Annotated in this window: 23 protein-coding genes; 12 read left to right on the top strand and 11 right to left on the bottom strand. The window is 69.7% G+C overall.

The window, feature by feature from the left end; genetic code table 11:
• Positions 1 to 34 precede the first annotated feature (34 nt).
• The 3 genes from AC6JA9_RS03455 to AC6JA9_RS03445 form a co-directional block, all read right to left on the bottom strand.
• Positions 35 to 337, bottom strand: a complete 303-nt coding sequence (locus AC6JA9_RS03455) for a hypothetical protein (RefSeq protein ID WP_223749165.1) — start codon at positions 335 to 337, stop codon at positions 35 to 37.
• A 75-nt stretch (positions 338 to 412) separates the two neighbouring features.
• The gene (locus AC6JA9_RS03450) at positions 413 to 1006 is read right to left on the bottom strand and encodes a hypothetical protein (RefSeq protein ID WP_473566755.1); all 594 of its coding nucleotides are present in this window, start codon (positions 1004 to 1006) and stop codon (positions 413 to 415) included.
• Between the two features lie 382 nt (positions 1007 to 1388).
• Positions 1389 to 2366, bottom strand: coding sequence for a GlxA family transcriptional regulator (locus AC6JA9_RS03445; RefSeq protein WP_426748296.1), 978 nt, complete (start codon positions 2364 to 2366; stop codon positions 1389 to 1391).
• A 77-nt stretch (positions 2367 to 2443) separates the two neighbouring features.
• Here AC6JA9_RS03445 and AC6JA9_RS03440 point away from each other — a divergent pair, with 77 nt between their 5' ends.
• Positions 2444 to 3031, top strand: a complete 588-nt coding sequence (locus tag AC6JA9_RS03440) for a cysteine hydrolase family protein (protein ID WP_426748297.1) — start codon at positions 2444 to 2446, stop codon at positions 3029 to 3031.
• A 2-nt stretch (positions 3032 to 3033) separates the two neighbouring features.
• Here the strand turns inward: AC6JA9_RS03440 and AC6JA9_RS03435 are convergent, their stop codons facing one another.
• Positions 3034 to 3519 (bottom strand): gluconokinase, encoded by a 486-nt coding sequence (locus AC6JA9_RS03435; protein WP_426748298.1) that lies wholly within the window; start codon positions 3517 to 3519, stop codon positions 3034 to 3036.
• A gap of 303 nt (positions 3520 to 3822) precedes the next feature.
• Here AC6JA9_RS03435 and AC6JA9_RS03430 point away from each other — a divergent pair, with 303 nt between their 5' ends.
• Both AC6JA9_RS03430 and AC6JA9_RS03425 read left to right on the top strand, forming a co-directional pair.
• Positions 3823 to 4884, top strand: coding sequence for a DNA ligase (locus tag AC6JA9_RS03430; protein ID WP_223749160.1), 1062 nt, complete (start codon positions 3823 to 3825; stop codon positions 4882 to 4884).
• Between the two features lie 196 nt (positions 4885 to 5080).
• Positions 5081 to 5950: a DUF7847 domain-containing protein gene (locus AC6JA9_RS03425; RefSeq protein WP_223749159.1), complete on the top strand. Its 870-nt coding sequence runs from the start codon at positions 5081 to 5083 to the stop codon at positions 5948 to 5950.
• A gap of 71 nt (positions 5951 to 6021) precedes the next feature.
• Here AC6JA9_RS03425 and AC6JA9_RS03420 read toward each other — a convergent pair whose 3' ends face one another.
• Complete coding sequence (locus tag AC6JA9_RS03420; RefSeq protein ID WP_223749158.1) at positions 6022 to 6795, bottom strand: SDR family oxidoreductase; 774 nt, start codon at positions 6793 to 6795, stop codon at positions 6022 to 6024.
• A 429-nt stretch (positions 6796 to 7224) separates the two neighbouring features.
• On the opposite strand from AC6JA9_RS03420, the gene AC6JA9_RS03415 reads away from it, so the two are divergent.
• Positions 7225 to 7524 carry a PilZ domain-containing protein gene (locus AC6JA9_RS03415; protein ID WP_223749157.1) on the top strand — a complete coding sequence of 100 codons (300 nt, stop codon included), beginning with the start codon at positions 7225 to 7227 and terminating at the stop codon, positions 7522 to 7524.
• Here the strand turns inward: AC6JA9_RS03415 and AC6JA9_RS03410 are convergent.
• A complete protein-coding gene (locus AC6JA9_RS03410) occupies positions 7511 to 9535 on the bottom strand; it encodes a neutral/alkaline ceramidase (RefSeq protein WP_223749156.1) in 2025 nt (674 codons plus the stop codon). The genes AC6JA9_RS03415 and AC6JA9_RS03410 overlap by 14 nt on opposite strands.
• A gap of 489 nt (positions 9536 to 10024) precedes the next feature.
• Here AC6JA9_RS03410 and AC6JA9_RS03405 point away from each other — a divergent pair, with 489 nt between their 5' ends.
• From AC6JA9_RS03405 to AC6JA9_RS03385, 5 genes are all read left to right on the top strand, one after another.
• Positions 10025 to 10861 (top strand): Hint domain-containing protein, encoded by an 837-nt coding sequence (locus AC6JA9_RS03405; RefSeq protein WP_223749155.1) that lies wholly within the window; start codon positions 10025 to 10027, stop codon positions 10859 to 10861.
• A 102-nt stretch (positions 10862 to 10963) separates the two neighbouring features.
• Positions 10964 to 12703 carry a M1 family aminopeptidase gene (locus AC6JA9_RS03400; RefSeq protein WP_483576904.1) on the top strand — a complete coding sequence of 580 codons (1740 nt, stop codon included), beginning with the start codon at positions 10964 to 10966 and terminating at the stop codon, positions 12701 to 12703.
• Between the two features lie 20 nt (positions 12704 to 12723).
• Complete coding sequence (locus AC6JA9_RS03395; RefSeq protein ID WP_223782347.1) at positions 12724 to 13527, top strand: hypothetical protein; 804 nt, start codon at positions 12724 to 12726, stop codon at positions 13525 to 13527.
• A 252-nt stretch (positions 13528 to 13779) separates the two neighbouring features.
• Positions 13780 to 15261: a M4 family metallopeptidase gene (locus AC6JA9_RS03390; RefSeq protein ID WP_483576903.1), complete on the top strand. Its 1482-nt coding sequence runs from the start codon at positions 13780 to 13782 to the stop codon at positions 15259 to 15261.
• 48 nt (positions 15262 to 15309) lie between these two features.
• Entirely contained in the window at positions 15310 to 16146 is an 837-nt protein-coding gene (locus AC6JA9_RS03385; RefSeq protein WP_223749151.1) for a hypothetical protein, read from the top strand.
• A gap of 65 nt (positions 16147 to 16211) precedes the next feature.
• On the opposite strand, the gene AC6JA9_RS03380 is transcribed toward AC6JA9_RS03385, so the two are convergent.
• The 4 genes from AC6JA9_RS03380 to AC6JA9_RS03365 are packed head-to-tail and all read right to left on the bottom strand — an operon-like array spanning position 16212 to position 18942.
• Complete coding sequence (locus AC6JA9_RS03380; protein ID WP_223782345.1) at positions 16212 to 16901, bottom strand: hypothetical protein; 690 nt, start codon at positions 16899 to 16901, stop codon at positions 16212 to 16214.
• On the bottom strand, positions 16898 to 17347 hold the full coding sequence (locus AC6JA9_RS03375; protein ID WP_223749149.1) for a hypothetical protein: 450 nt from the start codon (positions 17345 to 17347) through the stop codon (positions 16898 to 16900). The genes AC6JA9_RS03380 and AC6JA9_RS03375 overlap by 4 nt, the downstream gene beginning before the upstream one ends.
• Before the next feature lie 33 nt (positions 17348 to 17380).
• Positions 17381 to 18544 carry an FG-GAP repeat domain-containing protein gene (locus tag AC6JA9_RS03370; RefSeq protein ID WP_223749148.1) on the bottom strand — a complete coding sequence of 388 codons (1164 nt, stop codon included), beginning with the start codon at positions 18542 to 18544 and terminating at the stop codon, positions 17381 to 17383.
• Positions 18545 to 18552: 8 nt separating this feature from the next.
• Positions 18553 to 18942, bottom strand: coding sequence for a hypothetical protein (locus AC6JA9_RS03365; protein WP_223749147.1), 390 nt, complete (start codon positions 18940 to 18942; stop codon positions 18553 to 18555).
• Positions 18943 to 19158: 216 nt separating this feature from the next.
• Between AC6JA9_RS03365 and AC6JA9_RS03360 the strand changes: the two genes are divergently transcribed.
• The 3 genes from AC6JA9_RS03360 (at position 19159) to AC6JA9_RS03350 (ending at position 24137) form a co-directional block, all read left to right on the top strand.
• Entirely contained in the window at positions 19159 to 21120 is a 1962-nt protein-coding gene (locus tag AC6JA9_RS03360; protein ID WP_497959073.1) for a HEAT repeat domain-containing protein, read from the top strand.
• Positions 21121 to 21259: 139 nt separating this feature from the next.
• Positions 21260 to 22768: a hypothetical protein gene (locus tag AC6JA9_RS03355; protein ID WP_497959072.1), complete on the top strand. Its 1509-nt coding sequence runs from the start codon at positions 21260 to 21262 to the stop codon at positions 22766 to 22768.
• 214 nt (positions 22769 to 22982) lie between these two features.
• Entirely contained in the window at positions 22983 to 24137 is a 1155-nt protein-coding gene (locus AC6JA9_RS03350) for a hypothetical protein (protein ID WP_141327915.1), read from the top strand.
• On the opposite strand, the gene AC6JA9_RS03345 is transcribed toward AC6JA9_RS03350, so the two are convergent.
• Positions 24134 to 25708, bottom strand: a complete 1575-nt coding sequence (locus AC6JA9_RS03345; RefSeq protein ID WP_324289131.1) for an LVIVD repeat-containing protein — start codon at positions 25706 to 25708, stop codon at positions 24134 to 24136. The two genes, AC6JA9_RS03350 and AC6JA9_RS03345, sit on opposite strands and share 4 nt — an antisense overlap.
• Positions 25709 to 26151: the final 443 nt, after the last annotated feature.

Raw genomic sequence — 26151 nt, 5'->3', positions numbered from 1 at the left:
TGCGCACGGTAGTCCCAGTCCCACCGCTGCTCGACTACTTCAATCCGACTCCAGTCTTCGTCGATTCACTCCACTCAGGGAATGCCTTGTCCCGGAGCTGAGGCTCAGGAGTGTCTTTGTACCGCTCGAAGACCTGCGCGGATTGTCGCGCGATATTCCCCAGACGACCTGCGCCCGCGTACGCCTTGAAGTTGCTGATCCGCATCTTCATGCTTCCCAGCTTGATTCCTCGTTGCTCCGCGATGGCAGCCATGTCGCACGGAAGCAGGGCTGTACCGAATCGATAGAGATAGAAGGCGACGATATCGTCAGCCTCGCTCCACTCATGATTGCTCATTTCAGTGCTCCAGTGGGTGGACGACAACGAAGGGTGAACTGGCAGGCTCCAGCAAAGAAACCGACTGCTTCTCGGTCAGAAGTCCGCTGCCCTGCGGGCCTGCTCCACCCGCCTCTGTGCCGCCGCTTCCTTCCAGAGAATGGAACTGCGGTACCTCACGAGCACATCAGCCCCTACGCCGCGCTCTTGCGTCAATGCGAGCGTCACCACCGTTTCGCCAGTAGCCCACGCAGCCCTGGCTTCGAACGGCGACTTCAGCAGTCGGTCCCTCTCCATCGCGACACGCATGGATGTCCCTTCACTGTGGATGGCAGCAGCAGTGCTGTCCTGAGCGGAGCGGACTCCCGAAGCCAGTCGTGCGGACTGATTGAGCGAGTCGCCGATTTGCCGCAGGACATGAAGGGTCTCAAGGTCATCGATGACGGTATCCGTCGTCCTCTCCCGAGCTGGCCTTCCATACTTGCTCGAGAGGAGCCCCTTGATGTCGGCATACGAGCTTCGTGCCGAAGCGAGTGATGGGAGCCACAAAGAGACATCTGAGAGGCGTCCGCCCGCGAACGAGCAGTACACCTCGGCCTCATAACCAGCCACCACGATATCGGCGACCACCTTGCCGTCTTCGACAGCTGCTCTCGGCCCCAGCACAGCGACAACCTCTGAGCGCGTCATCCCCCATCTTGTCGCCTGGAACCCTTCAGCACTCCGCCATGCGGCACCCTGAGTATTCAGGGCGCGAATCGCCGCAAGTCGCTGCGCCCGTCTTTCCCTCTCAGGAGATGCACACCCCATAGCGAGTGGAAGGCAGATGCAGACGGCGATTGCTAAGCGCATGGCTCGATTTCATGTGCCCTCGCGAACTCGGTCAAGCGCCCCCCTGCACCAAGCCAGCCGCGTGCGCTGAAGACGAGGCTCAATGACGAGCCGGGTCGCACCAGACCACCATTGGCCACCGCCAGACTGACGTGGCCTTGCATCGGTGTTGGGAGCCCGCATCTCGGGCCGGACCTGGACAGCCCCGACCAGACGGGGTCTACCTTACCCCAGACGCGGCTCACCGCAGCGCGAACCGTCTTCTGTACGCATCCGGGGTCAGCCCCGTGCGCGCCTTGAACCGTCGCCGGAACGACGTGGTGTCCGCGTAGCCCACGGCCTGCGAGATGTCCTCCACGGTGCGCGGGCTCGTCTCCAGCATCCGCCGGGCCGCCTCGACGCGCAGGCGTTGGACGTAGTCCAGCGGCGTGTCCCCCGTCGCCTTCTGGAAGCGCCTCAGCAGCGTCCTCGCGCCCAGGCTCGCGGCCTCCGCCGCCTCCGCCAGCGTCACCGGGCCCTGGTAGTGCGCCTCCAGCCACTCCTGCGCGCGCAGCACCGCCGCGTCCCCGTGGTCCCTCGGTGCCGAGTGCACCGCGTACGGCCCCTGCAACCTGCGCCCCGGCTCCACCAACAACATCTTCGCGCACAACGCCGCCAGCTCCGGTGACGCCTGCTTCGCCACCAGATGCAGACACAGGTCCAGATACGCGGTGATTCCTCCCGCCGTGAGCACGTCGTCCTGGTCCACCAACAACAGCTCCGGCTTGAGCCTCACCCCCGGATAGCTCGCCGCGAAGCGCTGCGCCAACCCCCAGTGCGTCGTCGCCTCGCGCCCCTCCAACAACCCCGTCTCCGCCAACACGAACGCACCCGCGCACACCGCCGCCAGCTTCGCCCCTCTCGCATGCTGCGCCTTCAACCACCGCGTCAGCACCCGCTCCCCCAACACCTCCTCCAATCCACCCACCATCGCCGGAACCAACACCACGTCGAAGCGCTCCGCCGGCTCCGGCACCCGCGCCGCCATCAACTCCAGCCCGTGGAAGCTCCTCGCGGGCCGCCCACCCGGCGACACCAGCTCCGCCACGAACGGCTCCGACATCCCCACGTCCCGGCTCAACAGGTTCGCCATCGCGAACACGTCCAGCGGCCCCATCACGCTGGAGGCCACACACCCCTCCAGCGACAACACCGCGATTCGTGTGGGAGACGACGCCATGGCCGCTTGTCGTTTTCCGCCCGGATTTTGTCAATCCAGGCACTCGTCGCGTGCATCCCGTCTGGTTATTCCATCCCATGAAGCCCCACCCCATGGAGGACCCCTTGGACCCCACCACCGCCCTGCTGCTCATCGACATCCAGAACGACTACTTCCCCGGCGGCCGCGCCGAGCTGGACCGCGCCGACGCCGCCGCCACCCAGGCCCGCGCGGCCCTCGACCACTTCCGCCAGCACCGCCTGCCCGTCATCCACGTCCGCCACATCTCCGCGCAGCCCGGCGCCACCTTCTTCCTCCCCAACACCCCGGGCTCGGAGACCCACCCCCTCGTCGCGCCCCGCCCCGACGAGCGCATCATCCTCAAGCACTACCCCAACAGCTTCCGCGAGACGGACCTCCAGAAGCAGCTGGGCGCGCTCGGAATCAAGCACCTCGTGGTGACCGGCATGATGACCCTCATGTGCGTGGACGCCACCGTGCGCGCCGCCGCGGACCTCGGCTACTCCGTCACCGTGCTCCACGACGCCTGCGCCGCCCGCGCCCTCGAGCTCAATGGTGTGAGCGTGCCCGCGCCCCAGGTCCACGCCGCGTTCCTCGCCGCGCTCGGCATGGCCTACGCGAAGCTGGAGGGCACGTCCGACTTCCTCGCCCGCGCGGGGCGCTGACGTCAGAGCTTCAGGCCCTCACGGATGCGCGCGACGACTTCCTCCGGCGGCACCGAGACGTCCACCGGCAGCGCCTGCTCGGGCACCTCCAGCGTCGCCAGCTGGCTGGCCAACAGCTCCGGCGGCATGAAGTGCCCGTGCCGCTGCGCGAGCCTGTGCGCCAGCACCTCGCGCGGCGCATGCAGGAACACCCACCGCGTTCGCGCCGGGTCCACCTCCAGCCGCTCGCGGTAGGAGCGCTTGAGCGCGGACGAGGCCAGCACCACGTCCTCACCGCGCGCCAGCGAGCGCTCCAGCTCACCACGCACGTCCGCCAACCAGGGCCAGCGGTCCTCGTCCGTCAGCGGGATGCCCGCCGCCATCTTCGCCACGTTGGCGGCCGAGTGCAGGTCGTCCGTGTCGAGGAAGCGCCAGCCCAGGCTCTGGGCCAGCGCGCGCCCCACCGTCGACTTGCCGGCGCCCGAGACGCCCATGACGATGACCACCATCCCGTGACGCCTCCTCGATGAAACGTGGACCTCCGGACATGGTGCGACGCCTGCCGCCCGTCCGCCACTGCCTCGCGCGTCGAATGACCACCTCTCCACGTCCCGCGGGCCCCTCACGCGCGACACCGGGCCGCCCGCCTGCCCCCGTGGCGCCCCGTCGAACTCCGGATACCCGTCCAACGTCGCGGGTCCAGCGCGCGGAACACGGCGCCACACCGCCACCGTGCTTGGGAAACGTCAGACCCCAGGGGTACGATTCTCCTCACGGTCGCCGCGAGGACACGCGGCACGGAGGGGATATCAGTGGCGGACCTCGCGGACGGTGAGCAGGCGGAGATGAAGGGCTCGGGCGCCAAGCCCTACATCCTCAAGAACACCGGAGGTGTCTACTCGTGTTCCTGTCCCGCGTGGCGCAACCAGTCCATCGGCATCGAGCGGCGCACCTGCAAGCACCTGCGCAAGCTGCGCGGTGAGGACGCCGAAGCCGCCCGCGTCGGCGGCGCCGAGGCCCTCCCCAAGGCCACCCGCGTCAAGACGGCGAAGGAGTCCGAGTCCGGCGAGGACGCCACCGAGAAGGCTCCACCGCTCCTGCTCGCCCATCCGTGGGAGAACGACGTGGACCTCACGGACTGGTGGATGAGCGAGAAGCTCGACGGCGTGCGCGCGTACTGGGATGGCAAGCGCTTCTGGTCGCGCCTGGGCAACGAGTTCTTCGCGCCGGACTGGTTCACCGCGGGCCTGCCGGACTTCCCGCTGGACGGAGAGCTGTTCGGTGGCCGCAAGCGCTTCCAGCGCACGGTGAGCGTGGTGCGCCGGCAGGACAAGAGCCAGGACTGGAAGGAGCTGCTCTTCGTGGTGTTCGACGCCCCGAGCGTGGACGCGGCCTTCGAGCAGCGGCTGGAGCACTGTCGCAAGTGGGTGGATGACACGAAGCCCGGGTACGCGCGGTGGCATCCGCACGAGCGCTGCCAGGGCACGGCGCACCTGCGCGCGGAGCTGGAGCGGGTGGAGGGCCTGGGCGGCGAGGGGCTGATGCTGCGTCAGCCGGGCTCGCGCTACGAGGTGGGCCGCTCGCACACGCTGCTGAAGGTGAAGAGCTTCAAGGATGACGAGGCCGTGGTGATTGGCCATGTCGCGGGCGCGGGCCGGCACAAGGGGCGGCTGGGCGCGCTCGAGGTGGAGCTGCGCAACGGCAAGCGCTTCAGCGTGGGCACGGGCTTCTCCGACGCGGAGCGCGCCTCGCCGCCGGCCCTCGGCACGCTCATCACGTTCCGCTACCAGGAGCTGTCCAACGACGGCGTGCCGCGCTTCCCCTCGTACATCGGCGTGCGCATCGACGCGGCGCCCTTCAAGGCGAAGGGCTGAGCGCCGCCCGCACCGACGGGAGTCTTTCCACGGGGTGACAGGGCCCACGCGGGCCCTGTCCGCTCGCGGATGGGCGGAGCGGCCCCTAGGGGCGAGCCTCCGGAGGAGGACCGGTGCGCAGGGACCCCGGTTCATAGGGTGGCGGCGCCCGAGGGCGCGCGAGCGGCCCGGGCTACCTCTTGCCCCGAGCCGTCCCATGTCGTCCGCCGCCTCCGAAATCGCGCCCACGTGTGCCGTGCATCCCCTGGAGGACTCCGTCTTCGTCTGCGACCGGTGTGGCAGCTTCGGCTGCGCCGGCTGTCGCGCCCACCCGGAGGCCGCCCGCTGCGCGCCGTGCGTACGTCGAATTCGGGAGGACCCGACGGCCATGGCCCCCACGCGGCTCCTGCGAGATGCCTGCTCGCTCCTGCTCCAGCACCGGGTGCTCCTGGCGGGGCTCTTCATCCTCCAGTGGCTCTGCCTCATGGGCTCCGGGGCCCTCCTCCACCTCACCCAGAGCACCTTGCCCGGCATCACGTCCCTGGTCGCGGCGGAGCTCGGCCTGAGCATCCTCCTCATGCGCGCGGTGACCCGGCGGCTGCGCGAGGAGGCCGGGCTGCCAGCCCCGGACGTCAGCTCCCCATGGGTCGTCCTCGGGCGCATCCCCCTCCTGCTCCTGACGTACGTGTTGACGTTCCTCGTCGTCCTGGGGGGCTCGTTCCTCCTCGTGCTGCCAGGCGTCTACATGGCGCTCTGCACGAGCCTGGCCCCCGCCGCCGTCGCGGTGGACGGCAAAGGTCCACTCGCCGCGCTCCGGTTCTCCTATCAACTCGTCCGAGGCCATCGCAGGAGGCTTCTCAGCGCACTGCTCCCAGTGCTCATCCTCATGCCCCTCTCGGACACCGTGGGCTCCCTCCTCACCGACGCGACGGAGCACCTGCCGGCGCCCTTCTCCTTCGCCGCCAACCTCGTCGCCACCTTGATGGTCATGGCGTCGGTGAGCCTGCACCAGTTCGTCCTGGTGCTCGCCTACCAGCGACTGCTGGAGCGACAGCCCGTGTCGCGGTCATCCCCGGAGAGCGCCTGACGGCATCCCCCGTCGGGCCCGAGTCGCTCGCCTCCATCGAAGGTGAGCGACTCGCATCCCACTCCCGGCGACTACTTCGTGGTGTATCCGCCGTTGACGAGAATCGTCTGGCCCGTCATCCACCAGCCCTCGGTGACGAGGAACCGGATGAACGGAACGATGTCCTCGATGTCGGTGAGGCCCGTCTTGGAGAACCTCGACAGCGCCGCCGCCGTCTTGTGGTAGGTGACCGCGTCCTCTCCCTCCGCCGGGTAGAAGAAGGGCGTGTCCATGGGGCCCGGGCCGACCGCCGTCACGGAGATGCCCCGCTCGCCGAACTCCTTCGAGGCCGCCCGGGTGAAGTGCTCGACGGGGGCCTTCATGCCCGCATAGGTCGCGTAGAAGGGCGTGTATGCCCCCAACAGGGACGTGACGAGCGTGCAGACCTTGCCGTTGTCGTTCAGGTGCCGCCCCGCCTCCTTGAGGAAGAAGAAGGCCGTCTTGGCATTCACCGCGCTCATCTCGTCGAACTCCGCCTCCGTGGTCTCGACGATGGGCTTCTTGAGCACCTTTCCCACGGTATTGATGGCGATGTCCGGCCTGCCCACCGCGGCCCTCGCCTCCGCGAAGAGCTGCTCCATCCCCCGGGCGCTCGTCAGCTCTCCCTGGAGAGCCACCCCCTTGGCCCCCGCGGCCTCGATGGCACGCAGCGTCTGCTCGGCGGCGCTCCTCGCGCTCGCGTCGTGGTAGTGAATCACCACCGCCTTGGCCCCATGTCGCGCCAGGTCGCGAGCCATCAACCCGCCCAGGTTCTTGGCGCCCCCCGCGATGAGGACATTCTTCCCTTCGAGACCATGGATGCTCATGGATGGGCCTTTCTCCAACAAGCGCACTGCCCGTCGGGTGGCAGTGGATGACGGGGCACGTCCCATCACCGCCGCGAGCCTCCGCGCTTCACCCCGCTGCCTCAATGCGCTGGGCGAGCGAGACAGACGTCCCGCAGCCGACACGCCCCCGCCCATGCGGGCCAGGCCCCGAGAGCCCCTCTGTGCGCTAGCCGTCATCCCACTCGTGCTGCCCCGGAGGCCTCGTCACACCGGCTCCCGCACCCGGTATACAGCCAGGTGTCGCCCCTTCCGCCCCCGCGGGAGCCCCCGAGCGAGGTGACCATGCACTGCGAGCGCTGCCTGTCGGAACACTCCGATGCACTGCCATGCCCACCCGCCGCGCGTCGTCACGCCGCGTCGCGCACAAGCCCCCATCGCCCCATCACGCGGACTCCCGCCCCCTGTGACGTGCGCATCCAGCATCCCCAGGGCCTCGAGGCCCACCGCGTCGAGGTCTGCAAGGGCGGCCTGTTCCTCGGCTGCGAGGAGCCCTTCCCTCCCCTCTTCACGCGGCTGTCATTGACGCTGCGCCTGGACGGCGAGGACTTCACCTGCGAGGGCGAGGTGGTGCGTCACGTCGACACCGCGCACGCCCGCACCTGGGGCTCCACGGCGGGCATCGGCGTGCAGCTCCAACCCACGCCTCCCCGGCTGCGCGAGCTGCTCTCCCGGCCCCACGCCCCAGAGGACGCCGTCACTTCACCGTGAACACCCGCGAGGCGCCGTAGTACGGGCGCACGCGCGCATCCCAGCCGGACTTCCACTCGCCCTCGTGGAGGATGCGGTACGTGCCCGGCGCGGCGTCGCGCGGGATGTGCCACTCCACCGTGACGTGCGAGCACCCCAGCGTGGGCACACAGCTCTCGCGCTCCCAGCGGTAGCGCGTCTCCCAGTCACCATCATCCGCCACGTCCACCCACGCGCCGATGGAGCCCTTGCGCTGCACGCGCAGATACGTCCCCTCCAGGCGCAAGTCGTTCTTCGGATGCGCGCCCCAGAACGTGACCTTCACCGAGTCCCCTCGCGCGTACGACGCCTTCGCGTCCGTGATGACGTCGCCGAACGACACCCAGAGCAGCTTGTCGTCGTACACCACGCCGGGCTGGAGGCTCGCCTGGATGAAGCGCAGGTCCGTGGGCAGGGGCCCCGGAGCAACCGGATGCCCCTCGCGCATCCCCACCGCGAGCGAATCGAACCCCTGCTGCAGCGCCGCGAGCGTCCACGGCCCGAAGTGCGTCGACGCCCCCTCGTAGGACTGGCGCGCGTACTCCTCGCGCGTGGCGACATAGCCCGCGTAGTCGTTGGCCAGCCCCACGATGACCACCTCCGTGATGCCCCGGGGCGAGAGCCGCTCCAGCACCGTCCGACGCAGCCGCCGCCCCGCCATCGTCGTCACCTCGAACGGCACCGCCACCAGCGCGAGCGGCCCCACCGTCACCAGCTGCAGCGGCAACACGTCCGGGCTCCACGGGTGCGGCAGCATGGCGCCCATCTCCAGCACGATGGGCTTCTCCCCCTGACACGGCGTGGTGGTGAGCGCGCAGGTGAACTGGCTCCACAGGTCATGGATGACGGCGCACGACGCGCCCTCCACGCCATAGCCGGGCCCGTCCTCCGCGCCCGCCAGCATCGACAGCCCAATCGCCGCGGGACACGTGCGGCGCGGCCTCCCATCCGCGTACTCGGGCGCCACGTCCACCGCGTCCATCTTCACGAAGGTGTGCCGGAAGTCCACGCCCCCCACGAGCGGCGTCGTGGCCCGGGCCCACAGCCGCGCGGCGAAGTCGTGCTGCTTGCGCGCGGACAGCTCCGTGTCCTCGAAGTCGTCGGCCCCACCGCCATTCGTGCCGCCCAGGATGTTGGGCGTGACGTCCCCCGCGTTCGCCTGCGCGAAGGCCGCGACGAAGGTGTCCCCCTTGTCGTGCGCCTTCTCGAACCAGTACGAGGCCAGTCCCTTGTTGTCCCCGCTGATGAGGTGGTTGTCGTTGCCCATGGACGTCGCGTGCACGGCGAACCAGTTGATGAGCCCCACGTCGCCGCCTTGCGCGCGCGTCAGCCGCAGCAGCGTCATCCGCGTGTCCACGTCGTGGGCGTACCGGGCGCGCTCGGCGGGCGGGTTGAGCCGGTAGGCCTCCGGTGAGCGGTTGCGGCTGGCTCCCACGAGCTCCCCCGCTTCCAGCCGCAGCGTCCCCTCGCCCAGCCGCGAGTGGGCCCGGGCAATCGACGTGACGATGCCCGAGACGATGGCCTCGAAGTTCTGCGGCACGAAGCCGAACGTCGTCAGGTTGTACAAGGTGTGGTGCGAGAAGCCGCCCGGCCCCGAGTGCGTGTGCGTGGCGCCGAGCAGCACGTTGTCATTCGAATACACGGCGCCGAAGCGGGCGCGCAGCCGCTCCACCACCTGCGTCTTCACCGCCTGGAACATCATCCCCAGGTCCGCGCTGACGATGGCCACCCGGCGCCCGTTGCACGGCGAGACGATGACGAAGGCCCGCGAGCGCAGCCGCTGGTGCAGCCCCGCGGTCTGCTGCGAGAGCTGCCCGTAGCCCATCATCCCCACCTCCGCGGCGGGGCCGGTGATGTCCCCCAGGCCCGCGCCCACCAGGAAGCGCGTGTTGCCCTCGCAGTCCCCGGGCCCCGTGCCCGGAGCGGCGCCCCAGGCCACCGTCCCCCAGACCAGGACCCATGCCAGCACCAGCCGGACCGGGTGTACGCGCATGCCTTCCTCCAAGGCGCCCGAGGTCGCCTTCGCCAGGGTGGAGCCTCGTCATAAGGACTCGCGCGTCCGTCCGCCCCCGTCCAGCCACTTCGCGTCGGGGGACGACACTCCGCCCCACCGCCACACGCAATCCACACTGCCAGTGCAACCCAATGGCAGTCATGGAGCCCCCCACCGGGCCCCACCCGCACCTGACCCGCGCAAGGCATACCTGCGGCAATCCCTGAGACGCCCGCACGTCCGCAGGCCCCGCCCGTATCCGACCAGGAGTCCACACAAGCCCCCGTGGATTCAGGGCTTTCACCCGCGAACACTCCACCCCGCAGCGCGACGCGCGGATGGAATTATCAGCAGACACTGCAAATCAATAACAGCCAACATTCGTCGCCAGGAATCCCATGTTCGGCGGGAATCCACTTTACTGCGAGTAAACCCTCGATATATCCCGGGGCAGCGAAACCCAGCAGCCCCAGCCTCCAGGAGCGAGCCATGAAGCGACTGTCGTATCTGGTTGTCCTCGCGTGCGCGGTGCTTTCCACGACGGCGTCGGCGCAGCTGTCCACGCGCTGCTTCACCGACGACCAGCTCACCACGTACACGCTGTCGCAGGGTCGCAACAACTGGTCCTTCCGGTGCGGCTACATCACCCAGGCCAAGCGGGACTTCCTGAACGCGGAGGGCGAGTACCAGGTGTACGCGAGCGGCTGTTACTCCTTCGCCGCCACGGGCCCGACGGCCACGTGCTCCTTCTTCATCCCCGCGGACGAGAACGCGCCGTGCATCGCCGGACTGGTGAAGCTGGGCACGTGCGTGACGGGCTGCTACACGGCCAGGGAGAAGGTGTCCTTCGGTGGTGAGTACTGGCCCATCGCGGATGCGTATGCGTCCGGCGTGCGCACGGTGACGGCGCTCACGAAGGACGCTTCGCTGGTGGCGCCCACCACGGGCGAGCAGGCCATCCGCGCCTTCGTCGCCGGCGAGACGGTGGAGGACGTGTTCGCGCTGCAGACGGTGGACGGCCGCCGCGTCGAGGTGACGTCCGAGCACCCCATGGTGCTCGCCACCGGTGAGATGGTGAAGGCCAAGACGCTCCAGGCGGGCGACGTGCTGCTCGGCGTGCGCGGCGAGAAGGTGGAGCTCCAGGACGTCTCCGTCTTCCGCTACGAGGGGACCACCTGGAACGTGCAGCCGCTCAGCAAGGAGAAGATCGAGAACGTGCTGGACGTGGAGGGCCTGCTGACGGGCTCGGTGCGCTTCCAGAACGAGTGGGCGGACGACCACTACCGGCTGTCGGTGCGTGACGAGGCCAGCGTCGACGGCCTGTAGTCCCGCGCACACCCTGTCTGGACCTGCGCGAGGGCCCCCCAGGGGGGCTCGGGTCGGGGCTCTCGCGCTTCATCGTGCTCGTCACCTCACGACAAGGACGCCATGCGAAGCATCCCAGGATGGTCCGCGCAGCCGCTGGCAGGTGTTCTCACACGGGTGGTCTGGGGGCTGTGGGCGCTCGGAGCGCTCGGCTGTGGCCCCACGGTGGAGCCGGAGGGCGCCCTCGACGCGCTCGACGCGCAGTCACACCCATTCGTGCCCCTGTGGCCCGAGGGTGACTTCTCCGCGCGGGTGACCCGCTACGAGTACGACTTCGCCACGCAGACGGGCGAGGCGAAGTCCACGCTGTACCTGGACGTCGCGCCGCCAGGCGGTGACTGCTTCGTGGTGAACGCGCCCCAGGGGCTCACGGGACTGCGCTGGAACGACGCCGAGCCGACCCGCTCGGAGTCCACCGAGCAGGGCATCCGCGTCTGCGGCCGCGGCCAGTTCGCGGGCCAGGTGAAGCTGGAGGCGCGCTACACGGTGCCCCTGGAGACGTACGACTTCACCCAGGTGGGCTTCTCGCGCCGCACGGACAGGGCCGGCAACACCTTCTCGTATCTCTTGAGCTGGGTGGAGTCGTGCGACCGCTTCGGCCCGTGCGACGACCGCACGGACCAGCTCACGCAGTACGTCTTCACCGTGAAGCACGCGACGGGCGAGCGGGTGCTGTGCCCGGGACAGCTGACGCGCCCCGACAGCACCACCACGAAGTGCACGCTGACCGGGCTCACCCAGGCTCCCACGTACTCGTCCTTCGCGGTGGCCTCCAATCCCGCGTGGCGCTCGAGCACGTTCACCGAGCAGTCCAGCAAGTTCAAGGTCGTCTTCCACGAGGTGGCCGGCGGCAAGCTCGCCTCGTCGCTGGTGGCCGCGGACGTCAAGGCGTACCTCAACTGGGTCATCGGCGAGCTGGGCCCGCTGCCGTACGGCACCGAGCTGCGCGTGGCGGGCGCGCCCACCGAGTGGCTGGGCGTGGAGCACCCCGCCAACCTCATCCTGCGCGAGGACCTGCCGGACCTCCGGCGCGACTACGCGAACATGACGATGCACACGCTGATGCACGAGGTGGTGCACCAGTGGGCGGGCAACCGCACCACGCTGTCGAGCCCGTTCGACTTCGTGTGGAAGGAGGCCATCGCCGAGTACCTCACGTACCGCTACGAGCGCCTGGGCCGCCCCGCGGGCGAGGCCGAGCAGACGCGCGCGTACTGGGACCGGCTGGCGCGCACCGCCGCGTACTACCCGCAGCCCGAGGACGACCCGGCCCCCGTCTTCCTCTCCTTCGCGTCGGACGTCTACGGCACCGGGCCCATGCTCCTGTTCCTCCAGCTGGAGCCGCTGCTGGGCGAGAACATCGTCCTGCAGGCCATCAAGAACTTCCTGTCCGTCCCCGGGGACCGGAGCGTCGCGGACCTGCGCGTCGCGCTGGAGCAGGCGTCCGGCGAGGACCTGGGGCCGTACTTCGACGCGTGGGTGTACGGCGGCGGAGACCCGGACTGGCCCTTCTTCGAGGTGAGCCATGCGCTGGAGGACGGCGAGCTGACCCTCACCGCCGTCCAGCGCTCCGTGTCCGGCACGCGCTACCCCGTCTCCGTGGACGTCCTCGTCGAGGGCGCCACCGAGCGCAGGCGGGTGACGCTGAACTACGGGCTGTCGCCGCAGTCGGACACGCTGAGCGTGACGGTGCCCTTCCCGGAGCCGGTGGTGCAGGTGACGGTGGACCCCGAGAACCGCGTGGTGAACCGCCGCTTCCTCGGACTCGACGCCGAGCCGGCCCCCCCGCGCTGGCTGTTCTGATTCCTTCAAGGAGTGGAGCCATGAACGGACTTCCCGCCGACAATCCCCGGCCCCCAGCTCCCCGACGCTGGCGATGGATGGGACCGGGCCTCGCGCTCGTCGTGCTCGGGGGCACGGGCCTGTATGCGCTCGTCCATCCGCGCTCGCCCTCCGCGCACGAGCCCGCGCCGACCGAGCCCCGCGCTCCCGCGTCGCATACCGCGCCCCAGGCCACGCGCACGCTGTCGCCGCGCCCCACCGCGCCCACGGCCCGGGCCACGAGCCCGGAGGCGGCTGCGCCCACGGACGACGCGGAGCAGAAGACACGGCGCGAGGCCGCGCGCCAGTCCGCGCGTCAGTACCGGGCCGGGCGCTTCAACGCGTTCTTCCGCAAGGAGGTCTTCGTGGAGGAGCTCGCGCGCGACGGGGCCTCCCGCATCGACGGCCTGCGCAGCGAGCTGGCGGACCCCACCGCCCTGCAGCAGCTCCCCGCCGACGCGCGGTTCATGGAGGACAAGCCGGAGCCCGTGCTCGAGCGCATGGCGATGATCGACCTGCTCTTCGAGCTGGCGCCGGACGAGCCCGCCGCCCGCGACGCGATGACGTCGCTGGCGCTGTCGCCCATCGACAGCGGCCTGTCAGATTCGGTGAAGAAGGGGCTGGTGGGTGAGAAGTACGATTTGCTCTTCCGCCTGGCGCAGGTGGACCGGCAGCTCGCCGTGGACACGTACACACGGCTCGACAATCCCCGGCTCAAGAGCCTCCTGAGGGAGGCGCTCATGGCCGGGCTCGCGGAGTCGGGGGCCAGCCCCGCCGAGGTCCAGCGGATGACCGCGCACCTCTAGTCCGCCATCGGACTGGACCCATCCCCATGGGTCCCGCAGTGCCAGCGCCGTCGGCCTCCGACGACGACACGACACGTCCGTCCCTTTCCGCCCCTGCCGCGCGAGCGCAGGCGTGGGAGGCCCGCACGCGCTGGAGCCATGCAGAGCAGCACCTACCCGCAAGACAAGGAGCGCGTCGTGACTCGGACTTGGAAACTGGGATTGATTGGGGCGTGCTGTGCCATGTGGGGCGCCGCTTGCGGCGAGGCCCCCGTGGACCCGACCCGGGACAACACCCCGGAGACTCGACAGGCCGCGCTGGCGGCGCTGGGCCGCGTGGAGGTCGTCGACGCGGGCCGGGACGGCACCCCGAGCTTCATCCGCGGCTCGCTCGGCACGGTGGACCGCTCGCTCGTCTCGCTGAAGGCGGCGGACGCGCTCGCGCCCGTGCTGCGCACCCTGGCCCCGGTGTTCGGCCTGCGCGCCGAGGAGCTCACGGTGCGCAACAGCCGCACTGACGAGCTGGGCTACACCCACGTGCGCTACGACCAGACCCGCCACGGCGTCCCCGTGAAGGGCGGCGAGCTGGTGGTGCACGTGGACGACAAGGGCGTCGTGTACGCGGCCAACGGCTCGGCGCGGGGCGCGGGGGAGCCGTCGACGCTCGCGCGGCTGCCGCTGCACGCCGTCACCGACGCGGCGCTGGAGGGCCTGGACACGCTGAAGGTCGAGGGCGAGCCGCGCTTCGTCTACTTCCTGGGCGCCGAGGGTCCGCTGTCGGCCGCCTATGAAGTGCTGCGCGTGGGCACCCGCGAGGACGCGCCCGCGAAGGACCGCGTCTACGTGGACGCGTCGTCGGGCCGGGTGCTGGACGTGCACCCGCTCATCCACGGGGGACTCAACCGGCGCGTGCACTCGGCCAACAACCAGTGGACCACGCCCGGCACCCTGCGGCGCCAGGAGGGTGGCGGGGCCACGGGCGACGCCCACATCGACCGGAACTACGACCACATCGGCACCACGTACGCCTGCTACGAGACCATCTTCGGTCGCGACTCGTTCGACGACCGGGGCGCCACCATCACCAGCACCGTCCACTACGGCTCCGCGTACGTGAACGCGTACTGGGACGGCATCCAGATTGTGTTCGGGGATGGCGACAACGTGAACTCGGGCCAGCTCGGGTTGGACCTGGACGTGGTGTCGCACGAAATCACCCACGCGGTGACGCAGTACGAGTCGGGGCTCGTGTACCGCAACGAGTCCGGCGCGCTGAACGAGAGCCTGTCGGACATCGCGGCGGCCATCTGCGAGAGCTGGGCGCGCGGCGGGGCGCTGGACGCGGACGTCTGGAAGATTGGCGAGGACATCTGGACGCCGAACATCTCCGGGGACGCGCTGCGCTACATGGACAACCCCACGCGCGACAACTCGTCGCGTGACTTCTACCCCGAGCGCTACACGGGCACCGCCGACAACGGTGGCGTGCACTGGAACTCGGGCATCCCCAACCTGGTCTTCAAGCTGCTCGTCACGGGCGGCACGCACCCGCGCGGCAAGTCGCCCATCAACGTGGGTGGCATCGGCATGAACCGCGCGGCGCAGACCTTCTACTTCGCCGCGACGACCTACTTCACGTCGACGACGACCATGTCCCAGGCCAAGGCCTACACCGTGCAGGCCGCGACGGACCGGTACGACGCCTCGGTCGTGAACTCGGTGCGCGACGCCTGGAGCGCCGCGGGCGTGCCCTGACACGCGGCGCCGAGCGGAAGTCCCACCCCACCACCTCAAGGAGAACCCATGAAGAACGTCTTCATCGCAGCCGCAGTCTTCTCAATCTGTCTGTCGAGCACCGCCCTGGCGCAGCTGTCCACGCGCTGCTTCCAGGACGACCAGCTCGTCACCATCGACCTCGCCCGGGGCCGCAACGCCTGGGCGCGCAAGTGTGGCCTCATCACCGCCTCGCGCGAGGCGTACCTGAACACGGAGAACGAGTACCAGGTCTTCACCAACGGCTGCTTCGCGTACCCGGCGGTGCCCGCGGGCTCCACGTGCACCTTCCACGTGCCCGCGGACGAGGCCTCCGCGTGCATCACCGGCCTGAACAAGCTGGGCACCTGCGTGGCGGGCTGCACCACGCCCACGCAGAAGGTGGCCTTCGACGGCCGCATGCTGCCGATTCCGGAGGCGTACGCGTCCGGCGTCACCACCGTCACGGCGCTGAGCCCCACCTCCGAGCCGGGGCTCCTGCGCTACGGCGAGCAGACCATCCGCAGCTACGTGGCGGGTGACACGCAGGAGGACATCTTCGCCCTGGAGACCCAGGAAGGCCGCCGGCTGGAGGTCACCGCGGAGCACCCGATGGTGCTCGGCGACGGGACGATGGTGAAGGCGCGCACGCTTCAGGCCGGCGACACGCTGATGGGCGCCGACGGCAAGCCGCTGCACCTGACGCGCGTCACCGTCTTCAGCTTCAAGGGCCAGGTGTGGAACGTCCGGCCGGAGAGCCAGGTGAAGCTGGAGAACGTGATGAACGCGGAGGGCTTCCTCACCGGCTCCGTGCGCTTCCAGAACGAGTGGGCGCAGGATGACTACCGGCTGTCCTTGAGGGACGAGGTCGACGTCGGCGGGCTGTAGTCCCCACACCGTCCGTCGTCACGGGGCTCCGGTCAGCACGGCCGGAGCCCCGCCTCCCTGACACGTCAGGGGATGTTGCAGGGGTACTCGGGCAGCAGGCAGGAGCCGGCGAAGCCACAGTCCTGGCTGCACGTGTAGGGCGACTCCCTGGAAGAGCAGAGTCCGTCGCCGCAGAAGCCGCAGTCATCCAGGCACGAGCCCCAGCTCTCCGTGCTGGCGCAGTAGCTGTCGCCGCAGTAGCCGCAGTCGTCCAGGCAGGTGTACACGCTCTCCGTGCCGTTGCACGTGCCGTCACCACACGCCGTGCCGCAGTCCGCGGGGCACGTGGCGGTGGACTCTCCCGCGCCGCAGACACCGTCGCCGCAGGGGTTGGGACAGCCGCAGTCGACGGGACAGGTGTACACCGTCTCGCCCTTGCACTGGCCGTCGCCGCAGTAGCAGTCCGACGGGCAGTTGCCCTCGGACTCACCGCCGTTGCAGGCGCCGTCTCCGCACACGCTCGCGGGGCCGCAGTCGTAGGGGCAGCTCCACGGGCTCTCGGAGGCCGCGCAGTAGCCGTCCCCGCAGACCTCGCAATAGAGCAGGTTGCACTGGGGCAACATCGGGTCGACGTCCGAGGTCTCCTGGAGCGGCACCATCGGACAGGGGCAGTAGGGCAGCGCCTGGGACGCCTCGCCCAGCTCCGACTCCACCGGCGCGACGGGGCCACAGGCCGCGAGCCACAGCGCCACCACCGCGAACCTCGCCGCGCTCATGTCGGGCCCGCCGCGTCCCGCGAGGCGTCGCGAGCGGCGGCGAACCGGAGCCACGCGGGCGGCCATGGCGCCTCGAGCGTCTCCAGATAGGCGAGCAGCCCCTCGCGCGGAGCCTGAGGCTCACGGTGGGCCACGCACGAGCCGAGGTTGATGAGCCCGGACACGCACGGCGCGCTCGCCGACACGGGCACGAAGTACTGACAGTTGTTCGTGGAGCAGGGGTACTGGAAACAGCCGTTGGCGAAGACCTGATACTCGTTGTCCGCGTTGAGGATCGCCTCCTTCGCCGCGGAGATGTAGTTGCACTTGCGCGCCCAGGCGTTGCGTCCGGCGACCTGCTGCGGCGTGAGGTTGTCGTCCCCGCCGCATCGGCCGCTGAGCTGCGCCCAGGCGGGACTGGCGAAGCCCGCGGTGACGAGACAGATGACGACCCAGAGCTGCTTCATGCCAACCTCCTCGAGGGATTCACTGCGCGAGCCTCAACGGCGCGGGACACGGACGGTGGAGCCCAGGAGCACCTCCACCGAGTCGCGCGTCGTCCAGGCCAGGTCCGGGAAGCCGTCCTGGTCCAGGTCCTCCGCGACCAGGGAGGAAGGCGTCGTGCCCGCGGCCACGCGCGTGGGCGCACCCAGCCCCCCGGCCTCCTCGCCGAGCAGCAGGTAGACGCCCCCCTCGAGTCCCGCGAAGGCGACGTCCTCCCGGCCGTCCTGGTTGAAGTCCGCGACCACCAGCTCGCCCGGCGCGTCGGCGGGCAGGGAGGACACCTCGGTGAAGCCGCCCCTTCCGTCCCCCAGGTGCACGGAGAGGTAGCCGGAGTCCGAGACGCTGTGCGAGATGACCAGGTCCAGCAGGCCGTCCCCGTTCACGTCCAGGGACACGAGGCGGAAGGGCTCGTCGTCCGCGGAGCCGGCGAAGCGCACGGGCGCCGCCGCGGACAGCTCGCCGCGCTCCGTCGCGAGCAGCACGTCCACCGTGAAGCTGTTGGTGTTGAGCACCAGCACGTCGGGCCGACCATCCGCGTTCACGTCCGCGAGCACCAAATCTCTCGGCAGCCCCGTGACGGAGTGGGGCACCGCCGCGCCGAACGTGCCGTCTCCCTTCCCCTTCAGGAAGGTGATGTTGAAGTACCCCCCCGAGCCCGCGTTCTTCGTCATCGCGTCCACCAGCCCGTCACCGTCCAGGTCCGCCACGCGCACCTGCTGCGAGTGATTGCCCAGCGAGTGGGGCACGCCCTCGCGGAAGGTGCCGTCCTGCGCGCCCAGCCGCACCGTCAACGCATTGGCGAAGTGGCCGACGATGAGCAGGTCCGGGCGACGGTCCGCGTTCACGTCGCTGACCGCCACGTCCATGGGCGTGGTGCCCGCCGACAGACAGCGGGGCGCGGCGAAGGCGCCCTTCCCCGCTCCGTCGAGGATGCAGACCTGCTCGGTCTGCGAGGCGACCAGGACCAGGTCCTTCACGCCGTCCCCGTCGACGTCGGCCGTGTGCAGCCCGCGCGCCTGGGTGCCTCCCGCGGCGTGCGTCACCCGCGCCTCGGTGAAGCCCAGCCACTGAACGTCCGGGAAGCCCCGGGGCGAGATGGTCGAGGACGAGCACGCCAGCAGCGCGCAGCAGGCCCACCCGAGAGAGAAGTACCGGAACATGTCGGCTCCTAGGGCCGGAGGTCGGGAATCGCGAACGGGTCACCCGGCAGCAGACGTCCGGGGACCGCTTCACGCGGGCAGGCGTGCCGGGCCGAGACGAGCGTCGCCGTATGACATGCCCCCGCGCAGGAGCCGGGGCAGCCACAGTCCACGGGGCAGCTGTTCACATCCTCCGCGGTACAGACACCGTCTCCGCAGAAACAGTCGACGGGACAGGTGGCCTCGGTCTCGTCCTGGCAGACCCCGTCACCGCAGCCCAGGTGACAGCCCGCCATGCAGGAGTCCTGGACCGACGCCGAGCGGGCCGCGGGACAGCCCCGCATCGCCTGGACGCTCGCGCCCAGCACCAGGGGCGGCGGCGCCTGCTCCCGGGAACCACAGGCCATCAATCCCAACACGGCGACGACTCCCCACCACCCGCTCCACCTCGACCTCGAGGGCGCTTCAAGCTCGCACACGGGGAGTGCGAGCTGACGATAGCGATGTGGCTTCATCGGGTCAGCCCCCCACCGACGGGTTTCGCTATATCCTCGGGACCTGGCCGTTCCCGACCCAGCAATCACAAGCGTGGTTTGGGTGCCGTACCCAAGTCAAGGAATCGTCCCGGGGGACTCATGCGCCGCAAGCGGCTGAACGTCGTCGCGTTGGCAGCCGTCCTGCTCCTGGCGGGACTGGGTGGCGTGTGGTGGAAGAATGCCACCGACACGACGTCTTCCGACCCCACCGTCGCCCACGTCCGCGCGAAGACGCATACCCTCCCGAGCCCCGGCGCGGCGCCCTCGGAGCCGCTCGCGCCACGAGGCTCCCGGAGCTGGGCGCCGGGCACGCTGCACCGTCACGCGCTGACGTTGGGGCTGACGATGTCCTTCACCGGACAGCCCGCGTCCCAGGGCGGCGCGCCGCCCGGCATGCGCATCACCCTGAAGGGCGAGTGGGACGAGGGCCTGGTCTCGGCGGAGGGCGCGGAGGTCATCGTGCGCCTCCAGCTGCGGCCCACCGCCTTCACGCTCGACGTGGAGGGACAGGGGGCGCTGTCGCCCGAGACGCGGCAGGCGATGGAGGCGGCGCTGTCGCAGCCCTTCTTCGTGACGCGGGACGCGCGCGGCGCGGTGACGCTCACCCACTTCGAGCAGGGCGTGGACGAGCTGGCGATGGGGCTGCTCCGCTCGGTGGTGGCCACGTCCCAGTTCGTGCGGGAGGGCGCGCCCACGCCGACGTGGCGGACCGAGGAGCAGGACACCTCCGGCCAGTACTCGGCGGAGTACCAGCGCCAGGGTGAGCGCCGCTTCGACAAGCGCAAGCGCGAGTACACCGCCGTGGCCACGCCCCAGGGGCTGCAGCCGCTCGGGACGTCGCCGCGCATGAGCGTCAGCGGGGGGGCCACCTTCGAGCTGGGCGAGGACGGGGGGCTCCAGTCGCTCCAATCGCGCGAGCAGCTCACGGTGGAGTCCGGCCAGGGGATGCCCACGGTGACGAACGCGATGGAGCTGACGCTGCGGCTGCTGGAGCGCCGCGAGGAGCCGACGCTCGTGGGCGCCTTCGCCGCGCGCTCCGGACGCCTGCGCGCCGCCGCGCTGGCGAGCTTCCAGGGCCAGGCGGCGGACCCGCTCGCGCACCACCGGCAGGTGCTGGGCAAGCGCCGCCTGGAGGACATCCTCGCGGACCTGCTCTCGCTGCCGTCCGACGAGAAGGCCCGCGACGACGCGCGCACGCGCGCCCTGGAGCAGCTGCGCGCGCTCCTGCTGCTGCGCCCCGAGGAGGCCGCGCGAATCCCCGCGCTGCTGCGCACCCAGGGCCTGTCCCCGCTGGCCGCCAGCTCCATGCTGGGCGCGCTCTCCGCGGCGAGCACGCCGGAGTCCTTGCGCGCGCTCGTCCAGGCCACGGGGGACACCGCGCTCACGTCGGACGTGCGCATGGATGCGGTCTCCGCGCTGGGCATGGCGGACAACCCCATCCGCGAGGGCGTGGACACGCTGCGGCAGCTGTCGCGCACCGATGACCCCAAGCTGCGCGGCACCGCCACGCTGGCCCTGGGCAACGCGGCGCTCCAGATGAGCGACACCGCGGGCCGCGACGCGGAGGCGCTCGTGCAGGAGCTGAAGAACGATTACCGCGCCGCGCGCGACGCCGAGCAGCGCGCCCTGCTCCTGCGCTCGCTGGGGAACACCCGCTCGCCGGGCGTGCTCGACACGCTCACCGAGGCGCTGCGCTCCGACGCCTCCCGGGTGCGCGAGGCCGCGCTCGTCGCGCTGCGCAACATCCCTGGCCCGGAGGCGGACCGGCTGCTCGTGGAGCGGCTGGTGAACGACACCGCCTCCGAGGTGCGCCGCGCCGCCGTCTTCGCCTGCGGCTTCCGCCCGCTCGAGCCGCTGCTGCTCCCCGTGCTGGGGCAGGCCCTGCGCGAGGACCCCTCCGATGGCGTGCGCTCCGACATCCTCCAGCTGCTCGGCCAGCACCGCCACGCCACCCCGGGCGCCCTGGCCCTGCTGCGCTGGGCGAGCCAGCACGAGAAGAACCCTGATTTGCGACGCATGGCCAACACCTACGTGGAAACCCCGACGACGCCCCAGCCCTGACACCTTGGGGTGAGCGTTCACCCGCTCGGTGGAGGCAGCGAACACATCTGCCGAGAAGACGACGCTGCCCCCGAGGGCAAGAGGACACCCTGCCTCGCCGCGGTATCCAGACCCGGCAACGGCGCGAGGAGCTCGGGGCATGCGAATCACGGCTGGAGCTGTCGCGGCCATGGCGGCATTCGGACTGGCGAGCTGTCAGGACGGCGCCGAGCGGAGCCGACCCGAGGCACGGCCGGACGGAGGCACACCGTCTCGTGGACACCACGTCGTCGTGGTGGACGAGTCACCCGCGGCGAAGGAGCTTCAAGCCATCAGCGAAGTGGAGCGACTCGGAGGCAGCATCACCATTCCCAATCGCGACGGGACGACGAATCGCATCGTCTCCCGGGTGGAGGATGGGGGTGCGCGATTCGTCGAATACTACAACGGTGAAAGCACCCGTCCGGTACTCACCATACGACGCGAGGGAGACCTCACCACTCACTGGGGCGACTACGACGAGGACTCGCGAACCGACTCCTTGTATGACCTCTCGTTCGACGGCGGCGTGATGGTGCAACTGTGGCTCGAGGACACGAATGGAGACGGAGAGTTCGACCAGCGCCGGACCCAGCTAGGCTCCCGTCAAGACATCAGAATCATCCGAGAACGACTGGTGTCGCTGGATGGAGGCGGGCGCGGCTGGCGGGTGGAGTCCGACAGAGAGGCTCCAGCCATTCAGCCGTACCCCGAAGAGGAGCGGGAAACCCACTGGAGCGCTGGCACGCGTTGCGACAGCATGGCCGGTTTCCCGGCGGACATGACGTCGACGACGTCGGTGGCCTCGATGCCCGCCGTCAACATCGTCACCGGGACTTCGCCCGGGGCCTGCACCAGCGAGCAGACGGCGAAGCTCATCGAGGCACTCAAGCAGATACCGGATTCAACCAAATGCCTGGGGGCGACCAACAGCACTCTCGGGACAATGATGCAGTCCGCGCTGGCCTCCGACATCAAGACTTTCATCGGGTGTGGAGGACAGTGCCCTGGCATTCGCGCCGCAACCGACCCTGGACCGCCCTTGAGACTGGATGAGCTGCGCTCTGGCCCCTATCGGATGAACCTCGCGCCCTACGTCGTCGCCGGACAGGGGCTCGAACGGACGCTCATCCATGAGTTGCTGCACTGGAGCACGGGCCTGCACCACGAAGAAGGAGACAACGGGACGGACCAGGTGTGGTCGTGCGCCCGTTTCTGCAGCCGGTGCACCACCGCTGGGTTTGGGGGAGGAGACCCGGCTGCAGACTGCGCCCGATGCGCGGCACGAGACCAGAAGCTGTCGTGCGGATGGAAGATGGTTGAGGCGAGCATGGGAGGGTGCGAGGACTTTCTTGCGTGGATCGGCCGAGGCGTGATTGACCCAGTCTTGACCCAATGCCGCCTGACAGACACCGTCTACGCGCGCTGCAACACATGCAACGTCGCGCACTGGTCCTACTACGACGGGACACAGATTCCGGTGCCTGCGGGATACAACGGGTACAGCACCGCCTACAGGTGCTGCACGGGATGCTACGTCGGCACGCCGGTGCGGGACTGCGCCAACGTCCCGTCGTTGCCCATCGACACTACGACGTGCCAACTCCCCATGGCATGCGCTACGCCGTAGCCGAGCAGCCCCGTCCGTGCATCGCCCGCCCACCGAGGGCGAGCGAGTCCGAACGTTCCACGGTGAATGGGTACCCCCTCATCACACCTCAACCCTGACGAGCGTGAGAAGGCAGACACAACGCCTCACTCCGGGATGAGACCGCCGCTTTCAATCACATCCTCGACTTCACTCGGAGTAAATAGACCTCTCCATCCACCCCTCGGGAGGTCCCATGAACAAGGCGGTATCGCGCGCGCTCGCGCTGATGCTGGTCGTCGTTCCAGGGCTCGTCGCGGCGCAGAGCTATGTCGACTCCACGCCGTACGTCGTCCAGCCCTCGAAGTACCCCTTCGTCACGTATGCGCCGGGCTACACGTTGAATGACAAGGTGCCCTGGGAGTCGCAGGTGGCGCCCTTCTCGCCGGCCGCGAGCTACAGCGTCACGCAGGAGTACGCCATCCTCCAGGACGAGGCGAACCGCACGGGAGGCCAGCTCCAGTACGACGCCACGGACTTCACGCACAACATCGACATCCAGCAGGCCACGATTCCGGAGGCCTTCACGCCGATGGTGCCACCGCCCACGGAGATCATGCCGTGGACCAATCCGTCTCAGACGTTCAACAAGTCCTACGTGCGCACGGAGCGCTTCGGCAACAGCCTGTTCGGCGCGGGCTATCACCTCAACGCCGTGCTGACGGCGGAGACGGCGACGGTCAACGCGGACAAGAAGGTCGTGGCCGTGGCCGAGGGCAAGCTGTTCGCCCAGGTGTTCTCCTCGGAGCACGACCTGGTGCGCGGCCGCGCGCAGGTGGTGGGGCAGAACGGGGGCGACAACAGCGGCACCGCCGCGCTGTACGTGGTGGGTCAGGAGGTCTGGTCCACGCCGCTGTACGCCACGTACGCGCCGCCGCCCATCAACTGGAGCCGCACGTTCTTCTCCGCGTCCAAGACGTTCATGATTGGGCCGGTGCCCGTCACGGTGAAGGGCTCGCTGTCCGGCGGCGTGAAGCTGACGGTGCACGGGCTGGTGGGCCCCACGGTGGCCAGGCTGTCGGCGACGCCGGGGGGCTGGTCCAACGTCACCGCGTCCGCGTCGGTGGACGTCATCGTCGTGGCCATCGGCGTGGAGGGGAGCCTGGCGCTCATCAACGCCACGCTCCCCGCCTCCGGCGAGGTGTTCTGGCCCGTGTGCTCGCTCGACTGGAAGCTGCGCACGGACCTGGACCTCAACGCGCTGTCCGGCACCCTCAAGGCCTACGCGAAGGTGCGCGTGCTCTTCTTCAAGAAGACCTGGTGGATCACCATCGCGCAGTGGGCGGGCATCACCCACAAGATACCGCTGCTCGGCGTGGAGGGCTCACAGCCCCTGGGCATCTGCAGTTAGGGGCCCGCCAGCTCGTTCATGATGAGCAGGCCGCGTGACGTGTCGACGACGTACACGTAGCCGTCTCCCGGAATGCGGATGCCGATGGCGCCCTCGAAGACGTCATCGGTCCGCTCCGGGTCCGTCTCGCGGTGCGTGTTGTAGTAGGCGATCTGCCGGGGCTTGGTGGGGTTGGACACGTCCAGCACCCGCACGCCCTCCTGGTACCACGCGACATACAGGCGTGAGCCCACCAGGAGCATGTTGTGGATGGACGTGGTGGGGCGCAGCCGGAACTCGCCAATCTTCACGATGTTCGCCGGGTCGGTCGCGTCCAGCACGCGCAGGTGCGCGCCGTGGTTCTCTCCGCCCTCGAAGACGAGGGTGCGGCCGGCGAAGGTGCCCACCGCGTTGTGGTGCGCGGTGGTGTTCGGGTACGTGTACGTCCCGAGCAGCGGCATGGCGTCCGGGTTCGCGACGTCGACCACCTTGAGGCCGCCCTCGAAGTGGCTGATGTAGAGCCGGCCCTGATAGGCGAAGGCGTCATGGGCGCCGTCGTAGGCCCCGGCCAGGGGGAACGCGAGCCGCTGGAGCAGCACGGGCTCGAGCGGCGACGACACGTCGAACACCAGCGTGTTGCTGGAGGGCCACAGGCCCATGCCGTAGAGCCGGTCTCCGTCCACCAGCACGGTGTGCACGGCGTAGGGCGCGCTGGAGGGCACGCGGCGCACGAGCTTCGGGTCCGCGGGGTCGGAGATGTCGAAGACCACGATGCCGGTGTCCTGGCTCGCGACGTACAGCGCGTCCCCCTTCACCCACACACTGTTCCAGAGCTGGTCGTCCGGCAGGCTGATGACCTTCTTCAGGACCGGGTGGCTCCGGTCCGTCACGTCGAAGACGGTGATGCCGCCGGGCTTGCCGGGGCGCAGATACGCGTTGGCGGAGACGACATAGGCGTGGTTCTTCGCGACGTAGATGTCCAGCGGGGTGCCCTGCGCGACGTACGTCTCCGACACGAGCGAGAGGCCACCGGAGGACTCCTCCTCGCCCTCACGCCACAGCATGCGGTCGGCGTGCGCGGTGGCCCGCTGGGTCACCCGGCCGTTGGTGCACCGGGCGAAGCAGCCCGTGAAGGAGCGGTGGTCCGGCGCCTCGCAGCCGGCCAGCACGGTGGTGGTGCTGCCTCCGTCGCGGCCCACGGTGTGGATGCCGAGGAGCAGACGGTTCGCCTCGCGCACTTCATGGGTGACGGGCGCGTAGTAGAACTTGCTGGGGCCGCCGTCGCCGACCAGGTCCATCGTCACGGTGTAGTACGAGCCCACCAGGCCGCCGTCCGGCTGCGCGGTCTCCCGTCGCAGTCGCGTGTGGAAGATGCCGTCCGCCGGGACATTCGCGAGCGTCGAGGTGTCGCAGGCGGACAGGTCGAAGACGGACGGGTCCAGGCATCCCCCCGCGGGACTCTCACCCACCTGGGGGACGACGTCGCAGGGCGCGAGCGCCCCCGGGTCTCCCGTGCCGTCGCCGAGCTCCTCGAGCACGGTGTACGTGCCATCCCAGGGTGGCGACCCGGCGTCGGGGGTGCCCGAATCCACGGGCGAGCCGGCATCGGGTGGGGGGTCTGACTTGTCGCGGCAGCCTGGGGATGCGCAGAGAAGCAGACCCCATGTGACGGAGAGCACCCAGGACGAGCGGAGGAACAAAGGCATCGGGAGACCTCGAGGGGATACGCCACGCAAGAGTGCGGGCAACGAATCAAAGGGGCGGACCCGTCGGATTCGCGTCGCGCGCGGAAACAGTTGCGCCGTGGAGGGGAACCGCATGCGCGTGCCGAAAACGAGCACGTCGACAGCCCTGGTGGTGTCACGGTTGCATGTCGAGCCACCCGCGACCGCGAGTCATGACGCGAGCGCGAGTCATGACGCGAGCGCGCCCGTGTCATGGAGCGCGCTGTCCCACCGAACATCGGGTGAGGCGACGCCCCCCCAGAAGGATGACTCGACTCCTGCGCCACGCGAGCTGTGTCTCACCGCGCAGG

The sequence above is a fragment of the Myxococcus sp. MH1 genome, from assembly GCF_059738865.1.
The sequence above is the reverse complement of the archived record's forward strand: the minus strand, read 5'-3'. Positions and strand labels throughout refer to the sequence as shown.

What these genes read in the sequence shown, in the direction of transcription:
- AC6JA9_RS03380 (WP_223782345.1), bottom strand. Translation starts at nt 16,901, where the DNA reads ATGAGCGCGGCGAGGTTCGCGGTGGTGGCGCTGTGGCTCGCGGCCTGT.
- AC6JA9_RS03405 (WP_223749155.1), top strand. Translation starts at nt 10,025, where the DNA reads ATGAAGCGACTGTCGTATCTGGTTGTCCTCGCGTGCGCGGTGCTTTCC.
- AC6JA9_RS03420 (WP_223749158.1), bottom strand. Translation starts at nt 6,795, where the DNA reads ATGAGCATCCATGGTCTCGAAGGGAAGAATGTCCTCATCGCGGGGGGC.
- AC6JA9_RS03445 (WP_426748296.1), bottom strand. Translation starts at nt 2,366, where the DNA reads ATGGCGTCGTCTCCCACACGAATCGCGGTGTTGTCGCTGGAGGGGTGT.
- AC6JA9_RS03435 (WP_426748298.1), bottom strand. Translation starts at nt 3,519, where the DNA reads ATGGTGGTCATCGTCATGGGCGTCTCGGGCGCCGGCAAGTCGACGGTG.
- AC6JA9_RS03440 (WP_426748297.1), top strand. Translation starts at nt 2,444, where the DNA reads ATGAAGCCCCACCCCATGGAGGACCCCTTGGACCCCACCACCGCCCTG.
- AC6JA9_RS03450 (WP_473566755.1), bottom strand. Translation starts at nt 1,006, where the DNA reads ATGACGCGCTCAGAGGTTGTCGCTGTGCTGGGGCCGAGAGCAGCTGTC.
- AC6JA9_RS03370 (WP_223749148.1), bottom strand. Translation starts at nt 18,544, where the DNA reads ATGTTCCGGTACTTCTCTCTCGGGTGGGCCTGCTGCGCGCTGCTGGCG.
- AC6JA9_RS03400 (WP_483576904.1), top strand. Translation starts at nt 10,964, where the DNA reads ATGCGAAGCATCCCAGGATGGTCCGCGCAGCCGCTGGCAGGTGTTCTC.
- AC6JA9_RS03385 (WP_223749151.1), top strand. Translation starts at nt 15,310, where the DNA reads ATGAAGAACGTCTTCATCGCAGCCGCAGTCTTCTCAATCTGTCTGTCG.
- AC6JA9_RS03350 (WP_141327915.1), top strand. Translation starts at nt 22,983, where the DNA reads ATGAACAAGGCGGTATCGCGCGCGCTCGCGCTGATGCTGGTCGTCGTT.
- AC6JA9_RS03410 (WP_223749156.1), bottom strand. Translation starts at nt 9,535, where the DNA reads ATGCGCGTACACCCGGTCCGGCTGGTGCTGGCATGGGTCCTGGTCTGG.
- AC6JA9_RS03375 (WP_223749149.1), bottom strand. Translation starts at nt 17,347, where the DNA reads ATGAAGCAGCTCTGGGTCGTCATCTGTCTCGTCACCGCGGGCTTCGCC.
- AC6JA9_RS03355 (WP_497959072.1), top strand. Translation starts at nt 21,260, where the DNA reads ATGCGAATCACGGCTGGAGCTGTCGCGGCCATGGCGGCATTCGGACTG.
- AC6JA9_RS03425 (WP_223749159.1), top strand. Translation starts at nt 5,081, where the DNA reads ATGTCGTCCGCCGCCTCCGAAATCGCGCCCACGTGTGCCGTGCATCCC.
- AC6JA9_RS03360 (WP_497959073.1), top strand. Translation starts at nt 19,159, where the DNA reads ATGCGCCGCAAGCGGCTGAACGTCGTCGCGTTGGCAGCCGTCCTGCTC.
- AC6JA9_RS03455 (WP_223749165.1), bottom strand. Translation starts at nt 337, where the DNA reads ATGAGCAATCATGAGTGGAGCGAGGCTGACGATATCGTCGCCTTCTAT.
- AC6JA9_RS03395 (WP_223782347.1), top strand. Translation starts at nt 12,724, where the DNA reads ATGAACGGACTTCCCGCCGACAATCCCCGGCCCCCAGCTCCCCGACGC.